This is a genomic window from Sporosarcina saromensis, from assembly GCF_054901285.1.
The window spans coordinates 1,969,742-1,990,931 of sequence record NZ_CM142738.1; the positions used below are offsets into that span (position 1 = coordinate 1,969,742).

Here is a 21,190-nt window from a genome sequence, read left to right on the forward strand (position 1 = left end):
CGAATCACCTTTTTCTTTTGCAACTTTTAGCGGTAGGAACATCACCACTACTAAAATAGCCAATTATTGATAGGGTAAGTAAAGCCAAATTGAAAGTAATCGGGTTGAACGGATGAACTGCAGTCTCTGGAACAGCTCCAATTGCAGCAATTGTCAATAACGGAAAAACTGCAAGCTGTAACGCAAATAAGTGCTTTTTCTCTCGATAGAACAGCCAAAGCAATCCGAAGAGCACTTCGACAATCCCAATGCCAAACACAATTGACGAAGTTTGCGTTGGACTAGTGGAAAACGCGCTTGCCACCATCGCCATTTCTTCAGGATGTTTGGCGAGTATTTTGGGGATGAGTCCTTGGTACATCCATACAAATGCAAACAATAGGGCGAGACCATATGAGTAAAAAAATCGTATGTATTGCGAGCGAGGAGCCTCCCCCTGTTCAAGCCATCTTTTTAAGACATCAAAACTTAACGCAGTTGCCCACCCCATCATTGGCTTGAATAAGCTTCGATCGATAATTTTTCCGAATGAAGAAAAATTCGGTTCATAATCATACTGTGTTAAAAACTTCACGCCCCCTTCCATCGGCTCATACTTCCAGAACCCTCTCCCTTCTCGGATAGGGGAAAACCATTGGTCAGTCCCAAAATGAAGAGCGGATGACCGTGAGCCATTTGAATTGTTAGTAGCCCCCGAACTCTTCCCCCAGCCTTTTACCGTAAGAAAAGGAGCAACACGCCGCTCATAAGTGAAAGCTTGCGGTTCATCAGCTTGTTTCGGCAAATACGTGATGGACGAAAACCGAACATCCCATTTTGCATGCAAGTCAGGTTGTTGCGTAGCATGCCACACATCATCCATTGATGCTTGAATGTCAATTTCCACGTAAATCGGCTTACTTTTCAATGTCATCACCTCACTAGTAGGACGATTTTGACTTGTGGAAGTTACAAAATTGGATGGTTTTGATTCAAAATATAAAATAATCAGTTCTGCGTTGCGCACCATTTTTTCTATCAATCAAATTAGCCTTTCTATCAATCACTTGACACGTTCTATCGTTCAGTTTGATGATTCTATCAATCACTTTCACAATTCTAACGAACATTTTCGAGCTTTGAGTTCACTCGGTATACGCCTAATTACTACAATTTTTTAACCCATCAAAAAAAGAAGCCCCAACGGCTTCTTTTTCTTTATCCCATAATATGATAACCTGCGTCGACGTAGATGACTTCACCAGTTACGCCGCTGGACAGGTCGCTTAGCATGGCGATGGACATTTTCGCGACTTCTTCATTTGTAATATTGCGTTTTAATGGAGCTTTTTCTTCAATTTGACCTAGGATCGTGTTGAAGGAAGGCACACCTTTTGCAGAAAGCGTACGGACAGCACCGGCAGAAATTGCATTTACGCGGATTGCGTCTTTTCCTAAATCGTTTGCTAGGTAGCGCATGGATGCTTCTAGTGCAGCTTTTGCCACACCCATGACGTTGTATCCGTCAAGGACGCGCTCAGCTCCTAAATAACTCATCGTAATGATGGATCCACCGTCAGTCATGTATTTACGAGCTTCCCGTGCAGTTGCGACAAGGGAGTAAGCACTTGAATCTTGGGCAAATGCATAACCACTTCTTGTTGTTTCAACGAAATCGTTGTGAAGGTCTTCTGCATGCGCGAAAGCGACAGAGTGGACGAGTCCGTGGATCGTTCCGAGTTGTTCACCAATTGTAGCGAATGCTTGTTGGATGCTTTCATCTTCATTGACATCACATTGGACAATCATTTTTGCTGCTAGTCCATTGCTATCTAATGCTTTTTCAAGTTTTGCAAGAGAGCGTTCTTTACGGTACGTGAAAATGACGTTTGCACCAACTTCAAACAGTGATTTAGCGACGCCCCATGCGATGCTTCGTTCGTTCGCTACACCCATGACTACAATATTTTTCCCTTTTAACTTCAATAAGTCTTCCATAATAGCCTCCTCAATCGGTAAAAAACCTATCACCTTATATTAGTACCAGATAATAAATTCAGTATACCATATTCGCTTGCGTTACAAAACTATGAAAGGATTAATTCACAAATAAAAAATCTATAAACTTATAAAAATACAGTTGACTTTATAAATATGCATACGTATACTAGGTCTAACGATAAAAGGGGTGGCCGTTATGAAGATTGGAATCGTTGGTGCTTCTGGGTATGGCGGGCTCGAACTAATCCGTTTGCTACATCAGCATCCGGAAGTCGAACAAATTGATTTATTCACTTCGTCGGAAGAAGGGTCTATGTTCTCAGCGAAATATCCTCATACGTTAACATTGTATGACCGTGCACTAAAAGGAATTAATGAAGACTCGTTAAGTAGTTGTAATGTCGTTTTTGCAAGTACCCCTGCTGGCGTGACAAGTGAGTTACTGCCTCCACTCATCAGTGAGGAACGGCGGCTCATCGATTTGTCCGGTGATTTTCGATTAAAGGACCCAGCTGTCTATAAGCACTGGTACAAGAAAGAGCCTGCGCCGATCGAAGTGATTGAACAAGCGACATATGGATTAACGGAGTGGAACAGGGATGCAATCCGACAAGCTCGTCTCCTCGCAAATCCGGGTTGTTACCCGACTGCGGTGCTCCTTTCTTTATTGCCACTTATTAAAGAACGGTTAATTGACCCAACACAATTGGTAATTGATGCGAAAAGTGGTGTGTCGGGTGCAGGGAATACACCGAGTCAAATGACGCATTTTAGTGAGACGAATGAAAACCTTTCAATCTATAAGATTCATGCACATCAGCATATCCCGGAAATTGAGCAAGCGATTGAGCAGTTTGCGAATGCATCAATTGCCGTGACATTTACAACACACTTAGTGCCGATGACGCGTGGAATTATGACAACGAGTTATGCACCCGTTTATGAAGGGATTACGGAAGAGGATTTGCTAAATTGTTTACAGGAGACGTATCAATCAAGCCCGTTTGTCAGAGTGATGCAAGATGCCAAGAAATTCTGTACGAAACAAGTTTATGGATCGAACTTCTGTGATATTCACGTGAAATTGGATCGCCGGACGAATCGGGCGACAATTATTTCAGTCATTGATAATGTCGTGAAAGGCGCCGCTGGGCAAGCAATCCAAAACATGAATATACAGATGGAATTGGATGAAACAACCGGTCTCACGCATGTACCTTTATTCATTTAATGAAGCACCCGATGATTTTTAAAGAAGAATCATGTGATTGAAGAAGTTCCGTATTGAAGTGACACGAACATAGAGGGAGGAAATTGTATGGCAGTAGCAGTTCAACAACTAAAGCGCGTTGCAGGGAAGAATATTGTAACGCCAAAAGGGTTTAAAGCAGTTGGCATCCATTGTGGATTAAAACATAAGAAATACGACTTGGCGGTGTTAGTAAGTGAAGTGCCTGCAAGTGTGGCAGGGGTATTTACGACGAATGCGATACAAGCTGCCCCTCTCATCGTGACGAAAGAAGTGGTCCAACAACAAAAGCAGATGCAAGCTGTAATCGTCAATTCCGGCAATGCCAATGCATGTACCGGTAAGCAAGGCATGATAGACGCGTTGCTGATGCAAGAAAAGACCGCTGAGAAGTTCGGGATTTCCTCTTCATTAGTCGGTGTTGCTTCGACAGGTGTCATCGGGGAAAAAATGAACATGGAACCTGTCCTAGCGGGAATTGAGAAATTGAATCCGGTCGATAGTCTTGAAGGCTCCATTCAATTTTCACAAGCCATTTTAACGACGGATACGGTGACGAAAAACACTGCGTATCGAACGGAAGTCGATGGGAAAGAAGTAATTGTGGCAGGAACGGCTAAAGGCTCTGGCATGATCGAGCCGAATATGGCAACAATGCTCGGGTTCATTACGACGGATGCAGCAATTGAATCCGATTATTTACAAAATGCATTAAAAGCCATAACAGACGTTACGTTTAATGCAATTACTGTCGATGGGGATACGTCGACGAATGATATGGTATTGGTGCTCGCAAACGGAAAGGCGGGCAATGAACCGTTACACCCTGATCATCCGGATTGGGAAGCGTTCATCCAAGCACTGCATACAGTTTCCCAAGATCTCGCGAAGATGATTGCGAAAGACGGGGAAGGGGCAACAAAACTGATTGAAGTGGAAGTGTCAGGTGCGGTAACAGCTAGTGAAGCAAGAAAAATTGCTAAAACGGTCGTCGGCTCACCGCTCGTTAAAACCGCTGTATTTGGATGCGATGCCAACTGGGGGCGTGTCATTGCTGCAATCGGTTATAGCGGTGCAGCGGTTAATCCAAATACAATTACAATAAAAATTGGGGAGCATGTTGTCGTAACAAATGGTGAACCTGTCGTATTTTCAGAAGAACTTGTCATGCTTTACTTAAAGCAGCCAGAAGTGAAAATACATGTCGAGTTAAATAATGGTAACGGTAAAGGAATCGCATGGGGGTGTGATTTGACTTATGACTACGTCCAAATCAACGCATCATATCGCTCGTAAACGGATTGTCATTAAGTTAGGTGGAAGTATGTTAGAAGGGTTATGTACGACGTTTTTTGAGCAATTCCATCAGCTTCAACAGGATGGTTATGATGTGGTTATCGTCCATGGAGGTGGCCCATCGATTAACGCTGCGCTAGCAAACGCCGGAATAGAAAGCAAAATTGACAATGGATTACGGGTGACTTGTGAAAAATCGAGCGACGTCATTAAGCACGTGTTAATTAGCGATGTGAATACGGTACTTGTCCATCAGTTAAATAAGGAGGGCATTCCAGCAATCGGACTGAGTGGTTTTGATGGAAAGTTGCTGACGTGTTCATTGTTGGATGAGGCAAGATATGGCCTTGTCGGCAAAATTGAAAAAGTGAATGCACATTTACTCGATACGCTTCTTAAAGCAGGCATATTGCCAGTTGTTTCGTGCATCGGTGCATCTGCTGAAGGAAAAGCGCTGAACATTAATGCTGATACAGTCGCCAGTGAAGTTGCACTTGCGATTGGGGCAAAAAGTTTAATGCTCGTCACTGATACGCCCGGAATTCATGTCGGGAATGCTAAACAACATGCCGCAACACCTTCACTACTTGCAAAATGGATCACGGAAGGAGCAATTTATGGTGGCATGATTCCGAAGGTGGAAGCCGCGCTTACATGCCTAGAAGCAGGTATTCCTGCGGTGCATATTGTTGATCAGCAACTTGAGGGAACTGTCATTGAAATTGAGGAGGTGTTCAGTTGAGTACGTTGTTCAACAACTATGCAAGACGATCCGTTCATCTTGTGAAGGGAAAAGGTACGTATATATACGATGCGAATGGAAAAGAGTACCTAGACTTTACAAGTGGGATTGCGGTCGTCAGTTTAGGGCATGCGCACCCGTCAATTGTGCAGGCACTTACGAAACAAAGCGAGAAGCTTTGGCATACGTCAAACTTGTTTGAAAGCCCTGAACAGGAAAAATTGGCACATTCACTTGTGCAACATACGCCTTTTTCAAAAGCGTTCTTTTGTAACAGTGGAGCAGAAGCGAATGAAGCAGCCATTAAACTGGCACGGAAACATACAGGTAAGCACGCCATCATCACGTTTGAACAATCATTTCACGGACGCACATTCGGGGCCATGGCCGCAACTGGGCAAGAAAAGGTGAAGCAAGGCTTTGGTCCGATGCTTGAAACGTTTATAACCATCCCATTCAATGACTGTACTGCATTAGAACAAGCGATTGATGAAGATGTAGCGGCAATCATGTTGGAAGTGATTCAAGGGGAAGGTGGGGTACATGCCGTTACTCCACAGTTTGCTTCTACAATTCAAAGGCTATGTAAAGAGAAGGAGATCCTTTGCATTGTTGACGAAGTACAAACCGGAATCGGAAGGACGGGAACACGCTATGCGTTTGAGCAAACTGGCTTGGAGCCGGATATCCTCACACTTGCGAAAGGGTTAGGGGGCGGTTTCCCTATTGGAGCAATGCTTGGACATGAGAAATTAGGTGAAGCCTTCGGACCAGGTACACACGGTACGACATTCGGTGGCAATCCGTTGGCTGTAGCTGTCGCGCAAACGGTCGTTGATCATGTGTTTGACGAATCGTTTTTAAAGGAAGTGCAGCAAAAAGAAGCGTACATGAAACAGAAGCTGACAGCCGTTTTGCCAGCAGAGCGATTCAGTGTCCGCGGGAAAGGGTTATTAGTCGGCATTGCATGTACGGAAGATGTCGCACCTTTTATCCAACAGGCTGAACAGAATGGATTACTGCTTGTTCAAGCGGGTCAGGACGTTATCCGCTTGCTACCGCCACTAACTGTGACGAATGAAGAGATTGACGTAGCAATCGAACGGCTAACGGCCATTTTGCTTGAACCAAGTTTGACGTAATGACTTTATTGAATTAAGGTGCTTCGGTGAAACACTATTCAACAAACAAGAACATAAAGGTACATACAAGGCGGATCTCACGGACTGGGGGGATCCGTTTTTGTATGGGGAAGAGTGTTCTGAATACTACTAAATTTAACGTGCATCATTTCAATTCTTTTAAGAAATGTGTCCATATGATATGCTCTTTAAGCATTTATATAATGTGGTATGAATCCTCTAAAATGTTGGTGGATACTATTCAGAGATCATTTAAATTAGAGTGAATTCAAAAAGAAAGAGGAGGAGATGTCATGGATGCTCAACATCATTCTAGAAAACTTACATTTACAAAGCAGACATGGCTTTTAGTGATCGGCATTGTTTTCATCGCTTCAACCCTTCGATCACCCTTAACTTCAGTTGGACCAATTATAGGGCCAATCCGAGATAGCTTGAACATGTCGAACGTGTTAGCAGGTTTCTTAACAACCATTCCATTATTAGCTTTTGCAATCATTTCACCTTTTGCGCCTAAACTGGCAAATCGGTTCGGTATGGAGCTGACATTGTTTGTATCGCTTTGTCTACTCACGATAGGCATTGTTATCCGATCTATTGGAGCAATTCCCTTATTATTAATCGGGACATTTTTAATAGGTGTCGCAATCGCATTTGGAAACGTGTTATTGCCAGGCTTATTAAAACTGAATTTCCCGCTTCAGATTGGATTAATGACAGGTATCTATTCAGTATCGATGAACATTTCTGCAACAATTGCTTCGGGAATTAGTGTGCCAATTGTGGAACAGACAAAATTCGGTTGGCAAGGGGCGTTAGCAATATGGGCGCTATTAGCCGGACTCGCCATCTTTTTATGGCTTCCACAGTTGAGAAGAAAAATGGACATTCAAGCAAAACCATCTACTGGAACAGCGAACAAAGGCAATCCTTTCTGGCGTTCCCCAATTGCTTGGGCGGTCACATTCTTCATGGGATTGCAATCGTTATTGTTTTATTCGACCTCTGCGTGGATGCCTGAAATGCTTACGAGTGGGGGGATGAGTGCCGCTCAAGCGGGATGGATGTTATCTTTGTTACAATTCTCGCAATTGCCGATGACATTCATCATTCCGATACTTGCTGGAAAAGTGAAAGACCAACGCAGCATTGTAGTGGGAATTGTTGCCCTTTACTTAATTGGATATGGTGGGGTTTGGTTAAGTGGAGGTTCATCTTTTACAGCTCTTTGGATGGTGGCTATCGGTATTGCTGGCGGTTCATCTTTTGGGCTGTCGATGATGTTCTTCACGCTCCGAACGGAAACACATATGGAAGCCGCTACTTTATCTGGCATGGCGCAGTCATACGGGTACTTGCTCGCGGCCAGTGGACCAGTTCTATTCGGTTTTCTACATGATTTAACTGGCTCATGGAACAGCTCTATGTTCATCTTCCTGATCGGATCATTGCTACTGTTCTTATGTGGCATGCAAGCCGGAAAAGATCGGAAAATTATTTCGTAATAAACGTTAAAGAGGAATTCCTTATTGTGGGAGTTCCTCTTTCGCATTTTCTTCAATTCAACCTTCACTGCAAATACGGGATAATTTCTTCAATTGCTTGCTCGCCGGCTAATGCCCATTTGCTTTTATCGTGTATTGTTGCGTCTTTGTCGATCGGCTCTTGGAATTGGTTAAACGTAGCGGTGCCGAGTGAACTCATGTCACTGTCTAGTCCAACGTTAACGACATGTTTAATGACATAAGGCTTTGTAAATTCGATACCTGCATATTGGTCATCTAGTATCCCGTCACGAACTAAGAAGGGCATACGCAAATAGATGGTTTCTCCACCTTCACGATGTAATATAGAGTCAAAACAACCTGAATGGTAATCCCATCCGCCGCCTAAATGATAGCCTTTGGGCTCAATCAAATTAAGGAATTCTCCAAAATGGGTTCTTTTTCCTTCCAATTCTGTTTGCAATTCCAACATGCTGTGCACTCCCTTTTTTGATAGTCATTTCTAACATTCACGAAATTGAATATTGCTATACATATTTGAAAAAAGAGTTGTAACTTTTAGCAATGTTTTCCGTCTAATCAGTGAATACCTAATGTCAGGAGAGAAAGAGATGAAAAAATTAGGAGCAGTGGCATTAACCGTACTTCTAGCAGGAAGCCCAGTTGTCGCTCACTCGGTATCAGCAAAGGAGGCAAACGTACAAGTGAGCAAAGAGCAAGCTGAACACGCCAGTGATTATATGAAAGCGAGTGGTGTCATTACAGCAGTCGAAGCATCTAAAAGTTCTTTGAGAGTAACAATTGAAAATGAGGAAGGAATTGAAGAAGTTTTAATCATCAACGAAAAATCATACTTATTGAGCAACAAAACGACAGCAACGATTGCGAGCGATCGTTTGAAAAAGGGAATGCATGTGGAAGCCTATTATGACAAAAACAAACCGATGATTTTAATCTATCCTGCGCAATACACACCTGAACTTGTCGTTGTAAAAGATGAAAATGGTCAAAACGTAAAGGTAAACAAATTCGATGATGAATTCCTTAGTTTAGATAAAGAATTGAAATTGACGATTGCGGGAGATACAGTCCTCCAAAACCAACAGGGCAAAGCGATTGGGAAAGCTGATTTGAAAGGGAAAGAGCTGATGGTATTTTATACAGCAACAACGAGAAGCATTCCGCCACAAACGACACCAACAAAAGTGATTGCTTTGGATCCATTGGAACAATCTGAAGAAGCAACTGTTAACAAAATCATTAAAGCGGATCACTACATGAAAGACGGGGTCAAAATGATTCCACTGCGCAAAGTTGCAGAGGCTCTAGGCTACACAGTCGTATCTCAAGGGCATATCAATGGAGCGCTCGTAAAGAAGGAAAACCGTTCTTTCACGATTACACGTGGAGAAAAGAAGTATGGTCTAAATAAAAGCCTTCGACAATTTGCAATCGCACCGGAATTAATTGGTGGGAATAAGACCTATGTTTCAGAGGACTTTTTAGATGCAATGTTAAGTGACCAATAAGGTCATTTCTGCTAAGATGATGAACGACCACTCTACAACTCTACAACCAATAAGGTCAACTTAATCCAAACATAAACAAGCCCTACATCTCTGCTTCTAAAGGCTGCAGAGACGTAGGGCTTTCTTTGTCATTCGTTGATAGTGTCGTTAAATAGTAGGCCATCATCGTGTAAGTCGATAATTTTTAGGCGTTGATCGTGTTTAACGAAAATACTTTTATAGATTTTCTCTCCGACTTCATTGGAAAACAGGATGACTCGCTTTCCTTCATTGTCCTCCACAACACTTGCTATGTAGGCATCTACGTCAATTTCGCTTGACAGAACATCGTATTCTTCATAATCAGTCAAGTCAGCCACATGATCTGCACTCGTGTTTGTTTCAACGTCTTTGGATGGTGATTCAGCCTGTTCATTGCTTTCTAGGGCGGAGTCAGGTTTCACTTGTTCTTCTGCGTTGTCATTTGCACATCCCGCGAGCAGGAGAGCACCACAAAATAAGGCTAGTCGTTTTTTCATGATGATGAACACCTCGATGCGAATTGTTTTCACTATTGCGTAAGATATAGTGGAAGTTCATTGTAAAGGAGCGTTTATGAAAAATCAAATGATTGAACAATCCATCCTGCTTTTCCATATAGTATAGAAAGGAAGCAAAAGGTGAGTGAACGAATGTATAACCATTTTCAGCAACATGGAAAATCATCCTATACAATTAGTGACCTCTTAAAAGGAAAAGACATTGAAATCATTGCAGCAACGCTTCTTTTACTCGGCAAACTAAAAGTGGACTCCGTACAAATTTATAGAAGTCAGCCAATCATTTATGTATCTTTGTTAGGTGAATTCAAATCATCTAAAGCCGATCAAGTGAATACGTTAACGGATTTCTTGGCAGCAAACGGTGATTTGACAATGGATGAAGTGTTTGAAGGAATTAAAAAACGGATGAACAGTGAGGAGGAGGGACAGTAATGGTTGAGAAAAAAGAATTTGACGCTCCATCCTTTATCAATAAAGTGATTCTCGTGCTCTTCTTGCTCCTGCTCATTTTTGGTTCAACAAAATTGGAAGGCTTAACTGTAGCGGAAGATATCGTAGGCCCGTTGTAAACGTTTGAGCATTGAAAAAAGGCTACAAAGAAGCAAGATCACCTCTTTGTAGCCATGTAATCCGTTAGGACAACCGTTCCTTAAAATCTTCGTAGTTAAATGACTTAATGACTTTTGGTCCTTCATTCACCGTATTTAATACGATAGACGGCAAGTTCATGCCATTGAACGTATTGTTTTTCACCATCGAGTAATGGGCCATGTCACAAAATACGAGTTTGTCGCCAGGTTGTAACGGTTCGTCAAATGAATAATCACCGATGACATCCCCCGAAAGACATGTTGGTCCGCCTAATCGGTACGTAATTGCTTTTTCATTTGCGACGCCTGCTCCGACGATTTCCGGCCGGTATGGCATTTCCAATACATCTGGCATATGACAAGATGCGGAAGTGTCAACAATTGCTATCGGCATGCCGTTGTGCATTGTATCCAACACGGTCGATACGAGGAAACCCGTGTTAAGGGCAACCGCTTCGCCCGGCTCCAAGTACACATCCAAGTCATACTTATTTTTCATGAACAAGATAGATTCAATAAGGGTTTCGATATCGTAATCAGGTCGTGTAATGTGATGACCACCACCGAAATTAATCCATTTCATGCCGTGTAAATACTTGCCGAACTTCTCGTCAACAACTTTGATTGTACGTGCCAGTGTATCGGAGTTTTGTTCGCACATCGTATGGAAATGCAATCCGCTAATGCCTTCCAACTCATCCGGTTCGAAGTTTTCAAGCGTCACACCAAACCGAGAATTCGTAAAGCAAGGGTTGTACATATCGACTTCGATTTCCGAGTATTCTGGGTTGATGCGAATGCCGCATTCAATCTGCTTCGGATAGTTTTTCACTTTGTCGCGGAAACGTCGCCATTGTTCAAACGTATTGAACACTAAGTGGTCAGAGTAGGAAAGGATTTCATCAAAATCCACTTCCGAAAAAGCAGGTGCATACGTATGCACTTCTTTCCCCATTTCCTCGTACCCTAGTTTCGCCTCTAACAACCCACTTGAAGTAACACCATTCAAATACTTGCCGATGAGCGGATAGACGGAAAACATCGAAAACCCTTTTTGTGCGAGCAAGATTTTGCAACCGGTTCTGTCAATGACCGACTTGAGCAACTCCAAGTTTTTGATAAGCAATGCTTCATCCACAACATAGGAAGGGGAGGGAACAGCGTTTGGATCGAAATTCAATTTCATTGTTTGCATGCCTCCCATCAGTCGATTAGTTCAGGATTGAAATCTTCTTGCCAAGGAAGTCCGTATTTGTTTAATGCATCCATGAACGGATCTGGATCGAACTCTTCAACGTTGAACACGCCTGGTTTTTTCCATGCACCCGTCATAATGAGCATTGCACCGATCATGGCTGGAACACCTGTTGTATAAGAAATCGCTTGGGAACCGACTTCGCGATAACATTCTTGGTGATCACAAATATTGTATACATAATACGTTTTCTCTTCGCCGTCTTTAACGCCTTGGAAAATACAGCCGATGTTCGTTTTTCCTTTTGTGCGTGGTCCAAGAGAAGCCGGGTCAGGAAGGATCGCCTTCAAAAACTGCAATGGGACAATCTGTTGTCCTTCGAATTCAATTGGTTCAATCGATGTCATTCCGACATTTTCAAGCACTTTCAAATGTGTCAAATAGTTTTGGGAGAATGTCATCCAGAAACGGATTTTCTTAATCCCTTTAATGTTAACAGCTAATGATTCTAATTCTTCATGATAGAGAAGGTACACATCTTTTGGTCCGATTTCAGGAAGATCGTACACACGTTTTTCAGAAAGTGGCGGTGTTTCGATGAACTCACCGTTTTCCCAATAACGACCGTTCGCTGTAATCTCACGGATGTTGATCTCCGGGTTGAAGTTTGTTGCAAATGGATACCCGTGATCACCTGCATTTGCATCTACGATATCGATCGTATGGATTTCGTCAAAATAATGCTTCTGTGCATACGCAGAGAATACACCAGTTACACCAGGATCAAAGCCGCTACCTAATAGTGCTGTAAGTCCAGCTTGCTCAAACTTCTCTTTGTACGCCCATTGCCATTTATATTCAAACTTCGCAGTATCCAACGGTTCGTAGTTTGCTGTATCTAAGTAATGCACACCTGTTGCAAGACATGCATCCATGATTGTTAAATCTTGATATGGAAGTGCAACGTTAATGACGATTTCCGGTTTGAAATCGTTAATTAATTCGATGAGTTCGTCCACATTGTCAGCATCCACTTGTGCCGTTTGGATTTTCGTACGCCCACCATCAAGCTTTTCTTTTAACGCATCACATTTTGATTTTGTTCGGCTTGCGATACAAATCTCTTCAAACACATCCGGAACTTGACAACATTTATGAACAACTACACTTGCTACTCCACCTGCACCAATAATTAACGCTTTACCCAATCAAAACACCACCCATAATTATTTTTGTTTATGAATTGCCAATAGTAATTCACGAAGTACTTTACAAGCGACGGCAGTTGAAACGCCACTTTGGTCGTAGACCGGTGATAATTCGTTCACATCACAACCGACGATATTCAATTCACTGACCGTCAAGATCCCTTGCAATAAATCCATGAACGAAACACCGCCAGCTTCTGGTGTACCTGTCCCTGGGAAAACCGAAGGGTCTAACACATCCAAGTCGATTGTTAAATACACAGGTTTCCCTTTCAACTTCTCAACAATGTCTTCTAAGCCATTAAAGTTGAACTTGTTTGTGTATACATGGTCTTTGCCCCACTCAAACTCGCTACGATCACCGGAGCGGATTCCAAATTGGAAGATCCGATCATCTCCGACAATATCCCATACGCGATGGATGACGGATGCGTGTGAAAGTTTCTCATCAAGGTACTCGTCCCGCAAATCGGCATGAGCATCGAATTGTACGATGTGCAAATCTGGATACTGTTCAGCAACAGCGCGAACTGATCCAAGCGTCACTAAGTGCTCTCCACCAATCATGCAAGGTATTTTGCCGTCTTTCACAATTTTGCTCGTAAACGCTTCGATTTGGCCTAAAGCTCTTTCGGTGTTTCCGAAGCTTAACTCCAAATCCCCGCCGTCAAAGACGTTCATATCTTCTAAGTCTTTATCTTGGTAGGGACTATACGTTTCGATTCCGAAAGATTCTCCACGCATCGCTTTGCTAGCGAAACGGGTACCTGGACGAAAAGACGTAGTGGAATCGAAAGGAGCACCAAATATCACAATGCCAGACTCATCATATTCATTGTCACAGCCAATGAATGTTTCAACATTTCTATTCAACATCTTCCAATTGCTCCTTTACGTAATTAGGTAAGGCAAACGATCCGACATGGACGTCCGTGTTGTAATACTTCGTTTGCAACCCAAGATTATTCCAATCATCCGCTTGCAAATCTTTTATCGGATCAAACTTTTTAGAAGCAAATCCGAATAGCCAATGGCCGGATGGATAGGTTGGAATATGGACTTGGTACACTTTGCAAATCGGAAAGAAACCGATAATCCGCTGATGCGCACGCTGCATGCCTAAAGCATCTTCTTCATAAAACGGACTTTCGTGTTGATTGACTAAAATTCCTTCCTCATTAAGCGCTTTGTAGCAATTGCCATAAAACTCCTTCGTGAATAGCCCTTCACCCGGTCCGAATGGATCAGTGGAGTCGACAATGATTAAATCGTATTCATCATTTTTTGAACGGATAAATTTCAATCCGTCTTCAAAATGTAAATGAACACGTGGATCTTCTAACTTCGATGCTGTTTGCGGCAAGTATTCCTTACACACATCCACGACCATTTTATCAATTTCAACCATATCAATATGTTCAATGGTGGCATACTTCGTCAGTTCGCGGACTGTTCCGCCATCTCCAGCACCAATAACGAGCACTTTTTTAATGGACGGGTTCGTCGCCATTGCAACGTGCGTAATCATATCATGGTAAATGAATTCGTCTTTCTCGGTTACCATTACAAGACCATCTAACGTTAAAATCCGTCCGAATTCTGCTGTTTGCAAGATGTCGATTTTTTGGAACTCACTTTTACCAGTGTACAAATGTTCATCGACTTTCATGGAAAATGTCACATTGGGCGAGTGATTTTCAGTAAACCATAATTTCATTGCTCAGACTCCTTTACGACATTGATATGCTCGATTTCCCGGTCTTCCGTCCCTGTCATGAAACTTCCTTTATCCTTGCAGTACTGGATATACTCAAGAATTTCACCTGTAATTCGTTCACCAGGCGCAAGAATCGGAATGCCCGGTGGATACGCCATGACGAATTCACTTGAAATACGGCCAACACTTTGCGCCATCGGCAATGTTTCTTTTGGAGCATAGAACGCTTTTTGAGGAGTGTAAACGACTTGTGGTTTAATGTATTCATGATCGAATAAGCCACTTTTGTCGGTGCTATAGCGCCTTTTAATCTCTGCGAGTGCGGAGACGAGGCGCTCCAAGTCTAAATGACGATCGCCAACGGATATGTACGCAAGGAAGTTGCCGATGTCTCCGAACTCGATCTGAATGTCGTATTCATCGCGTAAAATATCATACACTTCGATACCAGCGAGTCCGATATCCAAAGAGTGGACAGACAGCTTTGTTAGGTCAAAGTCGTAAATCGTATCACCATTTTTCAACTCATCCGCAAAAGCATAGTAGCCGCCAATTTTGTTAATCTCCTCACGCGTATAACGAGCCATGTTCATCACTTTCTTGAAAATTTCTTCACCGTGTAAAGCGAGATTTTTTCTTGAAATATCAAGAGATGACATGAGTAAATAAGAACCACTCGTTGTTTGCGTCAAGTTGATAATTTGTCGGACATACCCTTCACTCACTTCGTTGTTAATTAACAGCAAGGAGCTTTGAGTCAATGAGCCACCTGATTTGTGCATGCTAACGGCAGCCATATCTGCACCGACAGACATGGCTGAAGCAGGCAACTCATCACTAAAATAAAAATGTGTTCCATGTGCTTCATCTACAAGCACAAGCATCCCGTGACGATGAGCGAGAGCAGTAATTTCCTTCATATTGGAACAAATTCCATAGTATGTCGGATTATTAATAAGAATCGCTTTCGCATCAGGATGTTCTTTAATCGCTTGTTTGACGTCTTCCACCGCCATCCCAAGCGGAATGCCCAGTTCTTTTTTGGAACCCGGATTCACATAGACCGGAATGGCGCCACTAATGATTAACGCATTAATGGCACTCCGGTGTACGTTTCTTGGCATAATAATCTTTTCGCCCGCTTTACAAGCCGTCATCACCATTGCTTGCACTGCGGATGTCGTTCCATTCACCATGAAAAAGGCATGCTTCGCCCCAAATGCGTCGGCAGCAAGTTCTTCAGCCTCTCGAATAACAGAAACAGGGTGAATAAGGTTATCCAATGGTTTCATGGAATTGACGTCAAAAGACATACAGTTTTCGCCTAAAAAAGCGGTCAATTCCTCATTCCCTCTACCACGTTTGTGGCCAGGAACGTCAAATGGAACGACCCTCATTTTTTTATATTTGTTAAGCGCCTCCATAATTGGGGCTTTTTGTTGTGAAAGAATGTTCATGATACGCTCCTCTCACTCTTCATATATATTGGAACCACTGAATATTTCAATCATTTCTTTACGTAAGTTGTTTGTGATATATAACCGCTCTTTCGGAGGGATTTCATAAACATCCGTATTGAAAAGATAATTTTGTAAGTTAATGTCTTTAATCAGCAGTTTTGTATGAAAAATATTGGACTGATATACATTGACATCAATGGCATCGTATTTCTGTAACGTTTCGCTATCGATATAGTCTTGGATCGATGTCATTTTATGATCTCTAAACAACTTCTTCCCTCTGTCATCGCGTGTAAACCCACGGACCCGATAATCAGTCGTAATGATATCCGAATCGAAGCTTCCTATTAGATAATCAAGTGCATTGAGCGGCGAGATTTCACCGCATGTGGATACTTCGATATCTACACGAAAAGTGGCGATAGAATTATCCGGATGGTATTCAGGGTACGTATGGACGGTGACATGGCTTTTGTCTAAATGACTTACAACCGAATCCCGGGTTTTTAAAATATCGATTGCCCCTCGATTACACGATTCGTCTATTAAAGCGACAGGTAATGTCTCTTCCGTAATTAGGATTGTGACACTAGCGCCTTGCGGATCGTAATCTTGCTTACTCACATTCAATACATGTGCGCCAATGATTTCTGTGACGTCATATAAGATGTTTGTCAGCCGTTCAGAATTGTACTGCTCATCGATATAGGCAATATAATCTTTTTGCTCCCGCTCACTTTTTGCATAGCTTACATCATAGATGTTAAAGCTAAGTGTTTTTGTGAGGTTGTTAAAGCCGTACAATTTCAGCTTATTTTCCAACCCAACTATCACTCCTTCTATTCGGGTATCAGGCTAGCAAGAACCGTAAAATTGCTGATGAGTAAAATGTGTAAAACTGTCATCTCTTCAAGCATCTCCACATCACTCAATCTTACGGGACAACCATTGCCATTGTAATAAAATCAATCTAATTATAAAGTAAAAAAAGGGTGAGTCAAGATAATTTACAACCGATTAATTAAATAGGAAATTCAATGCATTTTCTTCGTTGAAATTGAAGAAAGTTTGACCGTGAAAATCTGATTACATGAACTAAAAAATTCATCACGAAATTGCGCTTACAGTTAGGGTTGTTTTGGATTTGTAGCTATTAACGTTATAATAATTTCAATGGAATTTCAAGTGATAGCATTATTCAGTTAATATGAAAGGGGCAAACCGAATGTATGAACTAAAAACGAAAGAAACTGATAATAGTGTGATTGAATGTATTGAAGCTGTGGATAACCCGAAAAAACGTGAGGATGCCTATAAGCTCCTTGATATTTTTACAGAAGCTACGGGCTATGAAGCAAAAATGTGGGGGCCGAGTATTATCGGTTTCGGATCGTATCATTATGTATACAAAACCGGTCACGAAGGAGATGCACCGTTAGTCGGGTTTTCTCCGAGAAAAGCAAAGATTAGCCTGTACTTTGCTCCTGGAGACACTGCAAGAGAAGAAACACTTGCGAAATTTGGGAAGCATACATCAGGGAAAGCGTGTGTCTATATTAATAAAGTGGCTGACATCGATGTTGATGTCTTGAAACAATTGATTGACCAATCGATCGACTTTCTTCGGAGAACTTATCCTGACGGTAACTAACGATTGTGTTATGCATTAGCAGGTTTGTTGATTAACCATCTATTTATCAGTAGACTACTTTGAACCCGTTGACTTGCGTTCCGGCGCACGCTTTCCGCGGGGCACGGGTGAGCCTCCTCGTCCGCTTCGCTCCCTGTGGGGTCTCACCATTCGTGCTATACCCCCGCAGGAGTCGGCGCCTGCACTCCAGCCAACTAGTTTGTGGCGACAACTTATTTGCTTCTCACTTGATAAAACGCTCATCAGGATTGGAGCAGAAGACGGGGTAGTGCAAAGATATGCTCAAAACGGTTCGCTTTCGTTCGCAAAAGCTGTTCTTCGTTACGGCATTTCCTGCGGGAACAGCGCGTGCTGAAGACCCTGTACTGAAATGCCTTCTGGAACTTAGGGAAAAGAAAAAGGATATCATCAGGCAGATAGTCAATTTATCAAAAGAACGAGTGGATTTTAAAGTGCTTCTTTCGTTTCCAGGATCGGGGAGACCACCGCAGTAAGGATCATCGGTGAGTTAGGCGACATCCGCCGTTTTAAGAATCATAAACAGATATAAACGCATTCGCAGGAATTGATATTCAAAGGTATCAATCCGGCAAGCTTCAGTATGAGGATCGAAACAATAAGCGAGGAAATCGGAGATTAAGAAAAATCCTATATTTAATGGTGATGTCCATGATTTCACTCCGAAAGCGAACAAAGAATACGATTGTGGAATACTATGATCAATTTAAAAAGCAACCCCAGGGTAAGCCCCATTAGGTTGCCGTGGATGCATGTATGAATAAGTCGCTGAAAGTGGCATTTCACCTTAATCAACATGGCATCCTTTATGATTACGAATCAGCAAAAGTTGGTTCGTAACAAGACAACTTTACTATAGCACAAATGACCTTGCGAAAAAATAGTTATTTGTTAGGTCTTTTTGGCATACATACTTTTATTGAACTAGTGTCACCTGTTGCTAGGAGTGAAGGCGCTCGACTCCTGCGGGAATAGCATGAGCCTTGAGACCCCACAGGGCGCATGCTTTTCGCGACCGAGGAGGCTCAAGCCATGCCCGCGGAAAGCGAGCGCCGGAACGGAAAGCAACAGCTAGTTGAAATCATCAGCCATTTAGTTTTTCTATACCCCAAAAACAATTTAGCAAAGAACTTGACTCCGAGTAAGAACGCGTCCGCCTCGAGGAGAAAACCGGTATATAACAAGGATTACAAGGGAAATTGTGTAGTCTTATATCTTACAAATTGGTTAATCAACACGCCTGATGCATTAGATTATTCATCGGATTGTCAAGCTATGTAGGGCGTAAAATTTCAAATATGTCGAGCAACAATGGATGAACGTGTCTGTCAACAAGTTGAGGCTGTTAAACGAGTCGTTTCGTTTAGCAGCTTCTTTTGTTTGCTTCATTTTACGGCGCGTACTTGCATACACTAAATGAAACCAAGCTCCACATTGGAGGGACATGAATGGACATTTTACAGAAGGTTGAACGATTCAGAGATGAAGAGAACAAGCTGAAATGGGAAGGTACCTTTGCACAGTATTTGGACATTTTGCGTGAACGGAAAGAAGTTGCACAAACGGCGCACTCAAGAGTATATGAAATGATAAAAAGTCACGGTGAAACGAAGAAAAATGGGCATACCATCTATCATTTTTTTGAAAATGAAATTTTTGGACTCGAGGACACTGTAGAACGTCTTGTGAATGAATATTTCCATCCAGCGGCAAAACGTCTTGATGTCCGCAAACGGATATTGTTATTAATGGGACCAGTGAGTGGTGGGAAATCTACCATTGTTACGTTGTTAAAGAGAGGTCTGGAACAATATTCGAAAACAGAGGAAGGCGCAGTTTATGCAATTAAAGGCTGTCCGATGCATGAAGATCCATTGCATTTAATCCCTGAGCACTTACGAGATGACTTCTTTGAGGAGTTCGGCATCCGCATTGAAGGAAGTTTATCACCACTGAATACAATGCGGTTGGAAACGGAGTACGATGGCCGTATTGAAGATGTGCTAGTTGAAAGAATGTTTTTCTCGGAAGACAAACGGGTTGGAATCGGAACGTTTACACCATCTGATCCGAAATCACAAGACATTGCTGACTTAACGGGAAGTATTGATTTCTCAACAATTGCCCAGTACGGGTCGGAATCTGATCCTCGTGCTTATCGGTTTGATGGCGAACTTAACAAGGCAAATCGTGGCATGATGGAGTTTCAGGAGATGCTCAAGCTAGATGAGAAATTTCTATGGCATTTATTATCGTTGACACAAGAAGGGAATTTCAAAGCAGGGCGATTTGCGTTAATCAGTGCAGATGAATTAATTGTTGCACATACGAACGAAACGGAATACCGGGCTTTCATTTCCAATAAAAAGAATGAAGCGTTGCATTCCCGGATCATCGTTATGCCGATTCCATATAACTTGAAAGTGAGCCAAGAGGAGAAAATCTATGAGAAGATGATCCGGGAAAGTGATATGCATCACGTGCACATCGCGCCACATGCTTTACGTGTCGCAGCGATCTTCTCCGTATTGACGAGGTTGAAAATTTCTAAGAAACAAGGCATCGACATCGTCAAGAAAATGCGGTTGTACGATGGGGAAAATGTAGAAGGTTTCAATTCCGCCGACTTGGAAGAATTGAAGAAGGAGTTCCCGAATGAAGGCATGGACGGCATTGATCCACGGTACGTCATTAACCGGATTTCCTCTGCCATTATCCGTAAAGAAGTCGATGCCATTAATGCATTAGACGTATTGCGCGCATTAAAAGAGGGGCTCGATCAGCATGCGTCCATATCGAAAGAGGACAAAGAAGAATACTTGAATTACATTTCAATCGCTCGCAAAGAATTTGACGAAATTGCTAAGAAGGAAGTCCAAAAAGCTTTTGTTTATTCATACGAAGAGTCTGCGAAAACGTTAATGGACAATTATTTGGATAATGTTGAAGCGTTTTGTAACAAGCATAAGTTGAAAGACCCGCTCACTGGTGAGGAAATGAATCCTGACGAGAAATTGATGCGTTCCATCGAAGAACAAATCGGCATATCAGAAAACGCGAAGAGAGCGTTCCGTGAAGAGATCCTGATCCGCATTTCTGCATATGCACGAAAAGGAAAGCGTTTTGACTACCAATCGCACGAGAGACTACGTGAAGCAATTCAAAAGAAATTATTCTCCGATTTGAAAGATGTCGTCAAAATCACGACGTCTTCTTCGACGCCAGATGAAACACATTTGAAGAAGATAAACGAGGTCGTAGCACGTCTTATCGAGGAGCATGGCTACAATTCCATTTCTGCGAATGAACTATTGAAATACGTAGGCAGTCTTCTTAACAGATGATTTATCCGAATATTACAATTAA

Annotated in this window: 22 protein-coding genes; 12 read left to right on the forward strand and 10 right to left on the reverse strand. The window is 42.3% G+C overall.

What is annotated here, in order from left to right; genetic code table 11:
* Positions 1 to 4 precede the first annotated feature (4 nt).
* Both ACVHUV_RS09815 and fabI read right to left on the reverse strand, forming a co-directional pair.
* Entirely contained in the window at positions 5 to 1,021 is a 1,017-nt protein-coding gene (locus ACVHUV_RS09815) for a DoxX-like family protein (protein WP_462084481.1), read from the reverse strand.
* A 176-nt stretch (positions 1,022 to 1,197) separates the two neighbouring features.
* Positions 1,198 to 1,977 (reverse strand): enoyl-ACP reductase FabI, encoded by a 780-nt coding sequence (fabI, locus tag ACVHUV_RS09820; RefSeq protein ID WP_317941911.1) that lies wholly within the window; start codon positions 1,975 to 1,977, stop codon positions 1,198 to 1,200.
* Positions 1,978 to 2,176: 199 nt separating this feature from the next.
* Here fabI and argC point away from each other — a divergent pair, with 199 nt between their 5' ends.
* The 5 genes from argC to ACVHUV_RS09845 all read left to right on the forward strand — a co-directional run bounded on the left by argC (position 2,177) and on the right by ACVHUV_RS09845 (position 7,914).
* Positions 2,177 to 3,211 (forward strand): N-acetyl-gamma-glutamyl-phosphate reductase, encoded by a 1,035-nt coding sequence (gene argC, locus ACVHUV_RS09825; protein WP_462084482.1) that lies wholly within the window; start codon positions 2,177 to 2,179, stop codon positions 3,209 to 3,211.
* A gap of 87 nt (positions 3,212 to 3,298) precedes the next feature.
* On the forward strand, positions 3,299 to 4,525 hold the full coding sequence (gene argJ, locus ACVHUV_RS09830; RefSeq protein WP_462084483.1) for a bifunctional ornithine acetyltransferase/N-acetylglutamate synthase: 1,227 nt from the start codon (positions 3,299 to 3,301) through the stop codon (positions 4,523 to 4,525).
* Entirely contained in the window at positions 4,488 to 5,267 is a 780-nt protein-coding gene (argB, locus tag ACVHUV_RS09835; RefSeq protein WP_462084484.1) for an acetylglutamate kinase, read from the forward strand. Before argJ ends, argB begins: the two co-directional genes overlap by 38 nt.
* A complete protein-coding gene (gene argD, locus ACVHUV_RS09840; protein WP_462084485.1) occupies positions 5,264 to 6,409 on the forward strand; it encodes an acetylornithine transaminase in 1,146 nt (381 codons plus the stop codon). Before argB ends, argD begins: the two co-directional genes overlap by 4 nt.
* Positions 6,410 to 6,702: 293 nt before the next feature.
* A complete protein-coding gene (locus ACVHUV_RS09845; protein ID WP_317941906.1) occupies positions 6,703 to 7,914 on the forward strand; it encodes a CynX/NimT family MFS transporter in 1,212 nt (403 codons plus the stop codon).
* Between the two features lie 64 nt (positions 7,915 to 7,978).
* On the opposite strand, the gene ACVHUV_RS09850 is transcribed toward ACVHUV_RS09845, so the two are convergent.
* Complete coding sequence (locus ACVHUV_RS09850; RefSeq protein ID WP_317941905.1) at positions 7,979 to 8,386, reverse strand: YugN family protein; 408 nt, start codon at positions 8,384 to 8,386, stop codon at positions 7,979 to 7,981.
* Between the two features lie 139 nt (positions 8,387 to 8,525).
* Between ACVHUV_RS09850 and ACVHUV_RS09855 the strand changes: the two genes are divergently transcribed.
* Positions 8,526 to 9,443 carry a stalk domain-containing protein gene (locus ACVHUV_RS09855; RefSeq protein ID WP_462084486.1) on the forward strand — a complete coding sequence of 306 codons (918 nt, stop codon included), beginning with the start codon at positions 8,526 to 8,528 and terminating at the stop codon, positions 9,441 to 9,443.
* 128 nt (positions 9,444 to 9,571) lie between these two features.
* Here ACVHUV_RS09855 and ACVHUV_RS09860 read toward each other — a convergent pair whose 3' ends face one another.
* Entirely contained in the window at positions 9,572 to 9,961 is a 390-nt protein-coding gene (locus ACVHUV_RS09860; RefSeq protein ID WP_317941903.1) for a hypothetical protein, read from the reverse strand.
* Between the two features lie 141 nt (positions 9,962 to 10,102).
* On the opposite strand from ACVHUV_RS09860, the gene ACVHUV_RS09865 reads away from it, so the two are divergent.
* Positions 10,103 to 10,417, forward strand: coding sequence for a hypothetical protein (locus tag ACVHUV_RS09865; protein WP_317941902.1), 315 nt, complete (start codon positions 10,103 to 10,105; stop codon positions 10,415 to 10,417).
* Entirely contained in the window at positions 10,417 to 10,554 is a 138-nt protein-coding gene (locus tag ACVHUV_RS09870) for a hypothetical protein (RefSeq protein WP_317941901.1), read from the forward strand. The genes ACVHUV_RS09865 and ACVHUV_RS09870 overlap by 1 nt, the downstream gene beginning before the upstream one ends.
* A gap of 64 nt (positions 10,555 to 10,618) precedes the next feature.
* On the opposite strand, the gene nspC is transcribed toward ACVHUV_RS09870, so the two are convergent.
* Genes nspC through speD form a run of 6 tightly spaced genes read right to left on the reverse strand, consistent with a single transcriptional unit; the run spans position 10,619 to position 16,977 of the window.
* Positions 10,619 to 11,761 (reverse strand): carboxynorspermidine decarboxylase, encoded by a 1,143-nt coding sequence (gene nspC, locus ACVHUV_RS09875; RefSeq protein ID WP_317941900.1) that lies wholly within the window; start codon positions 11,759 to 11,761, stop codon positions 10,619 to 10,621.
* 17 nt (positions 11,762 to 11,778) lie between these two features.
* A complete protein-coding gene (locus ACVHUV_RS09880) occupies positions 11,779 to 12,978 on the reverse strand; it encodes a saccharopine dehydrogenase family protein (protein ID WP_371389740.1) in 1,200 nt (399 codons plus the stop codon).
* An 18-nt stretch (positions 12,979 to 12,996) separates the two neighbouring features.
* Entirely contained in the window at positions 12,997 to 13,854 is an 858-nt protein-coding gene (speB, locus tag ACVHUV_RS09885; RefSeq protein WP_462084487.1) for an agmatinase, read from the reverse strand.
* Positions 13,844 to 14,695, reverse strand: a complete 852-nt coding sequence (gene speE / locus ACVHUV_RS09890) for a polyamine aminopropyltransferase (protein WP_462084488.1) — start codon at positions 14,693 to 14,695, stop codon at positions 13,844 to 13,846. The genes speB and speE overlap by 11 nt, the downstream gene beginning before the upstream one ends.
* A complete protein-coding gene (locus ACVHUV_RS09895; protein ID WP_462084489.1) occupies positions 14,692 to 16,152 on the reverse strand; it encodes an aminotransferase class I/II-fold pyridoxal phosphate-dependent enzyme in 1,461 nt (486 codons plus the stop codon). The genes speE and ACVHUV_RS09895 overlap by 4 nt, the downstream gene beginning before the upstream one ends.
* 12 nt (positions 16,153 to 16,164) lie before the next feature.
* Complete coding sequence (gene speD, locus ACVHUV_RS09900) at positions 16,165 to 16,977, reverse strand: adenosylmethionine decarboxylase (protein WP_317941895.1); 813 nt, start codon at positions 16,975 to 16,977, stop codon at positions 16,165 to 16,167.
* A 403-nt stretch (positions 16,978 to 17,380) separates the two neighbouring features.
* On the opposite strand from speD, the gene ACVHUV_RS09905 reads away from it, so the two are divergent.
* The 4 genes from ACVHUV_RS09905 to prkA all read left to right on the forward strand — a co-directional run bounded on the left by ACVHUV_RS09905 (position 17,381) and on the right by prkA (position 21,168).
* Entirely contained in the window at positions 17,381 to 17,806 is a 426-nt protein-coding gene (locus ACVHUV_RS09905) for a DUF1801 domain-containing protein (protein WP_462084490.1), read from the forward strand.
* Between the two features lie 499 nt (positions 17,807 to 18,305).
* The gene (locus ACVHUV_RS09910; protein WP_462086890.1) at positions 18,306 to 18,356 is read left to right on the forward strand and encodes a hypothetical protein; all 51 of its coding nucleotides are present in this window, start codon (positions 18,306 to 18,308) and stop codon (positions 18,354 to 18,356) included.
* A gap of 20 nt (positions 18,357 to 18,376) precedes the next feature.
* Positions 18,377 to 18,562, forward strand: a complete 186-nt coding sequence (locus tag ACVHUV_RS09915) for a transposase (RefSeq protein WP_462086891.1) — start codon at positions 18,377 to 18,379, stop codon at positions 18,560 to 18,562.
* Positions 18,563 to 19,272: 710 nt separating this feature from the next.
* Complete coding sequence (gene prkA, locus ACVHUV_RS09920; protein ID WP_317941893.1) at positions 19,273 to 21,168, forward strand: ATP-dependent protease PrkA; 1,896 nt, start codon at positions 19,273 to 19,275, stop codon at positions 21,166 to 21,168.
* Positions 21,169 to 21,190: the final 22 nt, after the last annotated feature.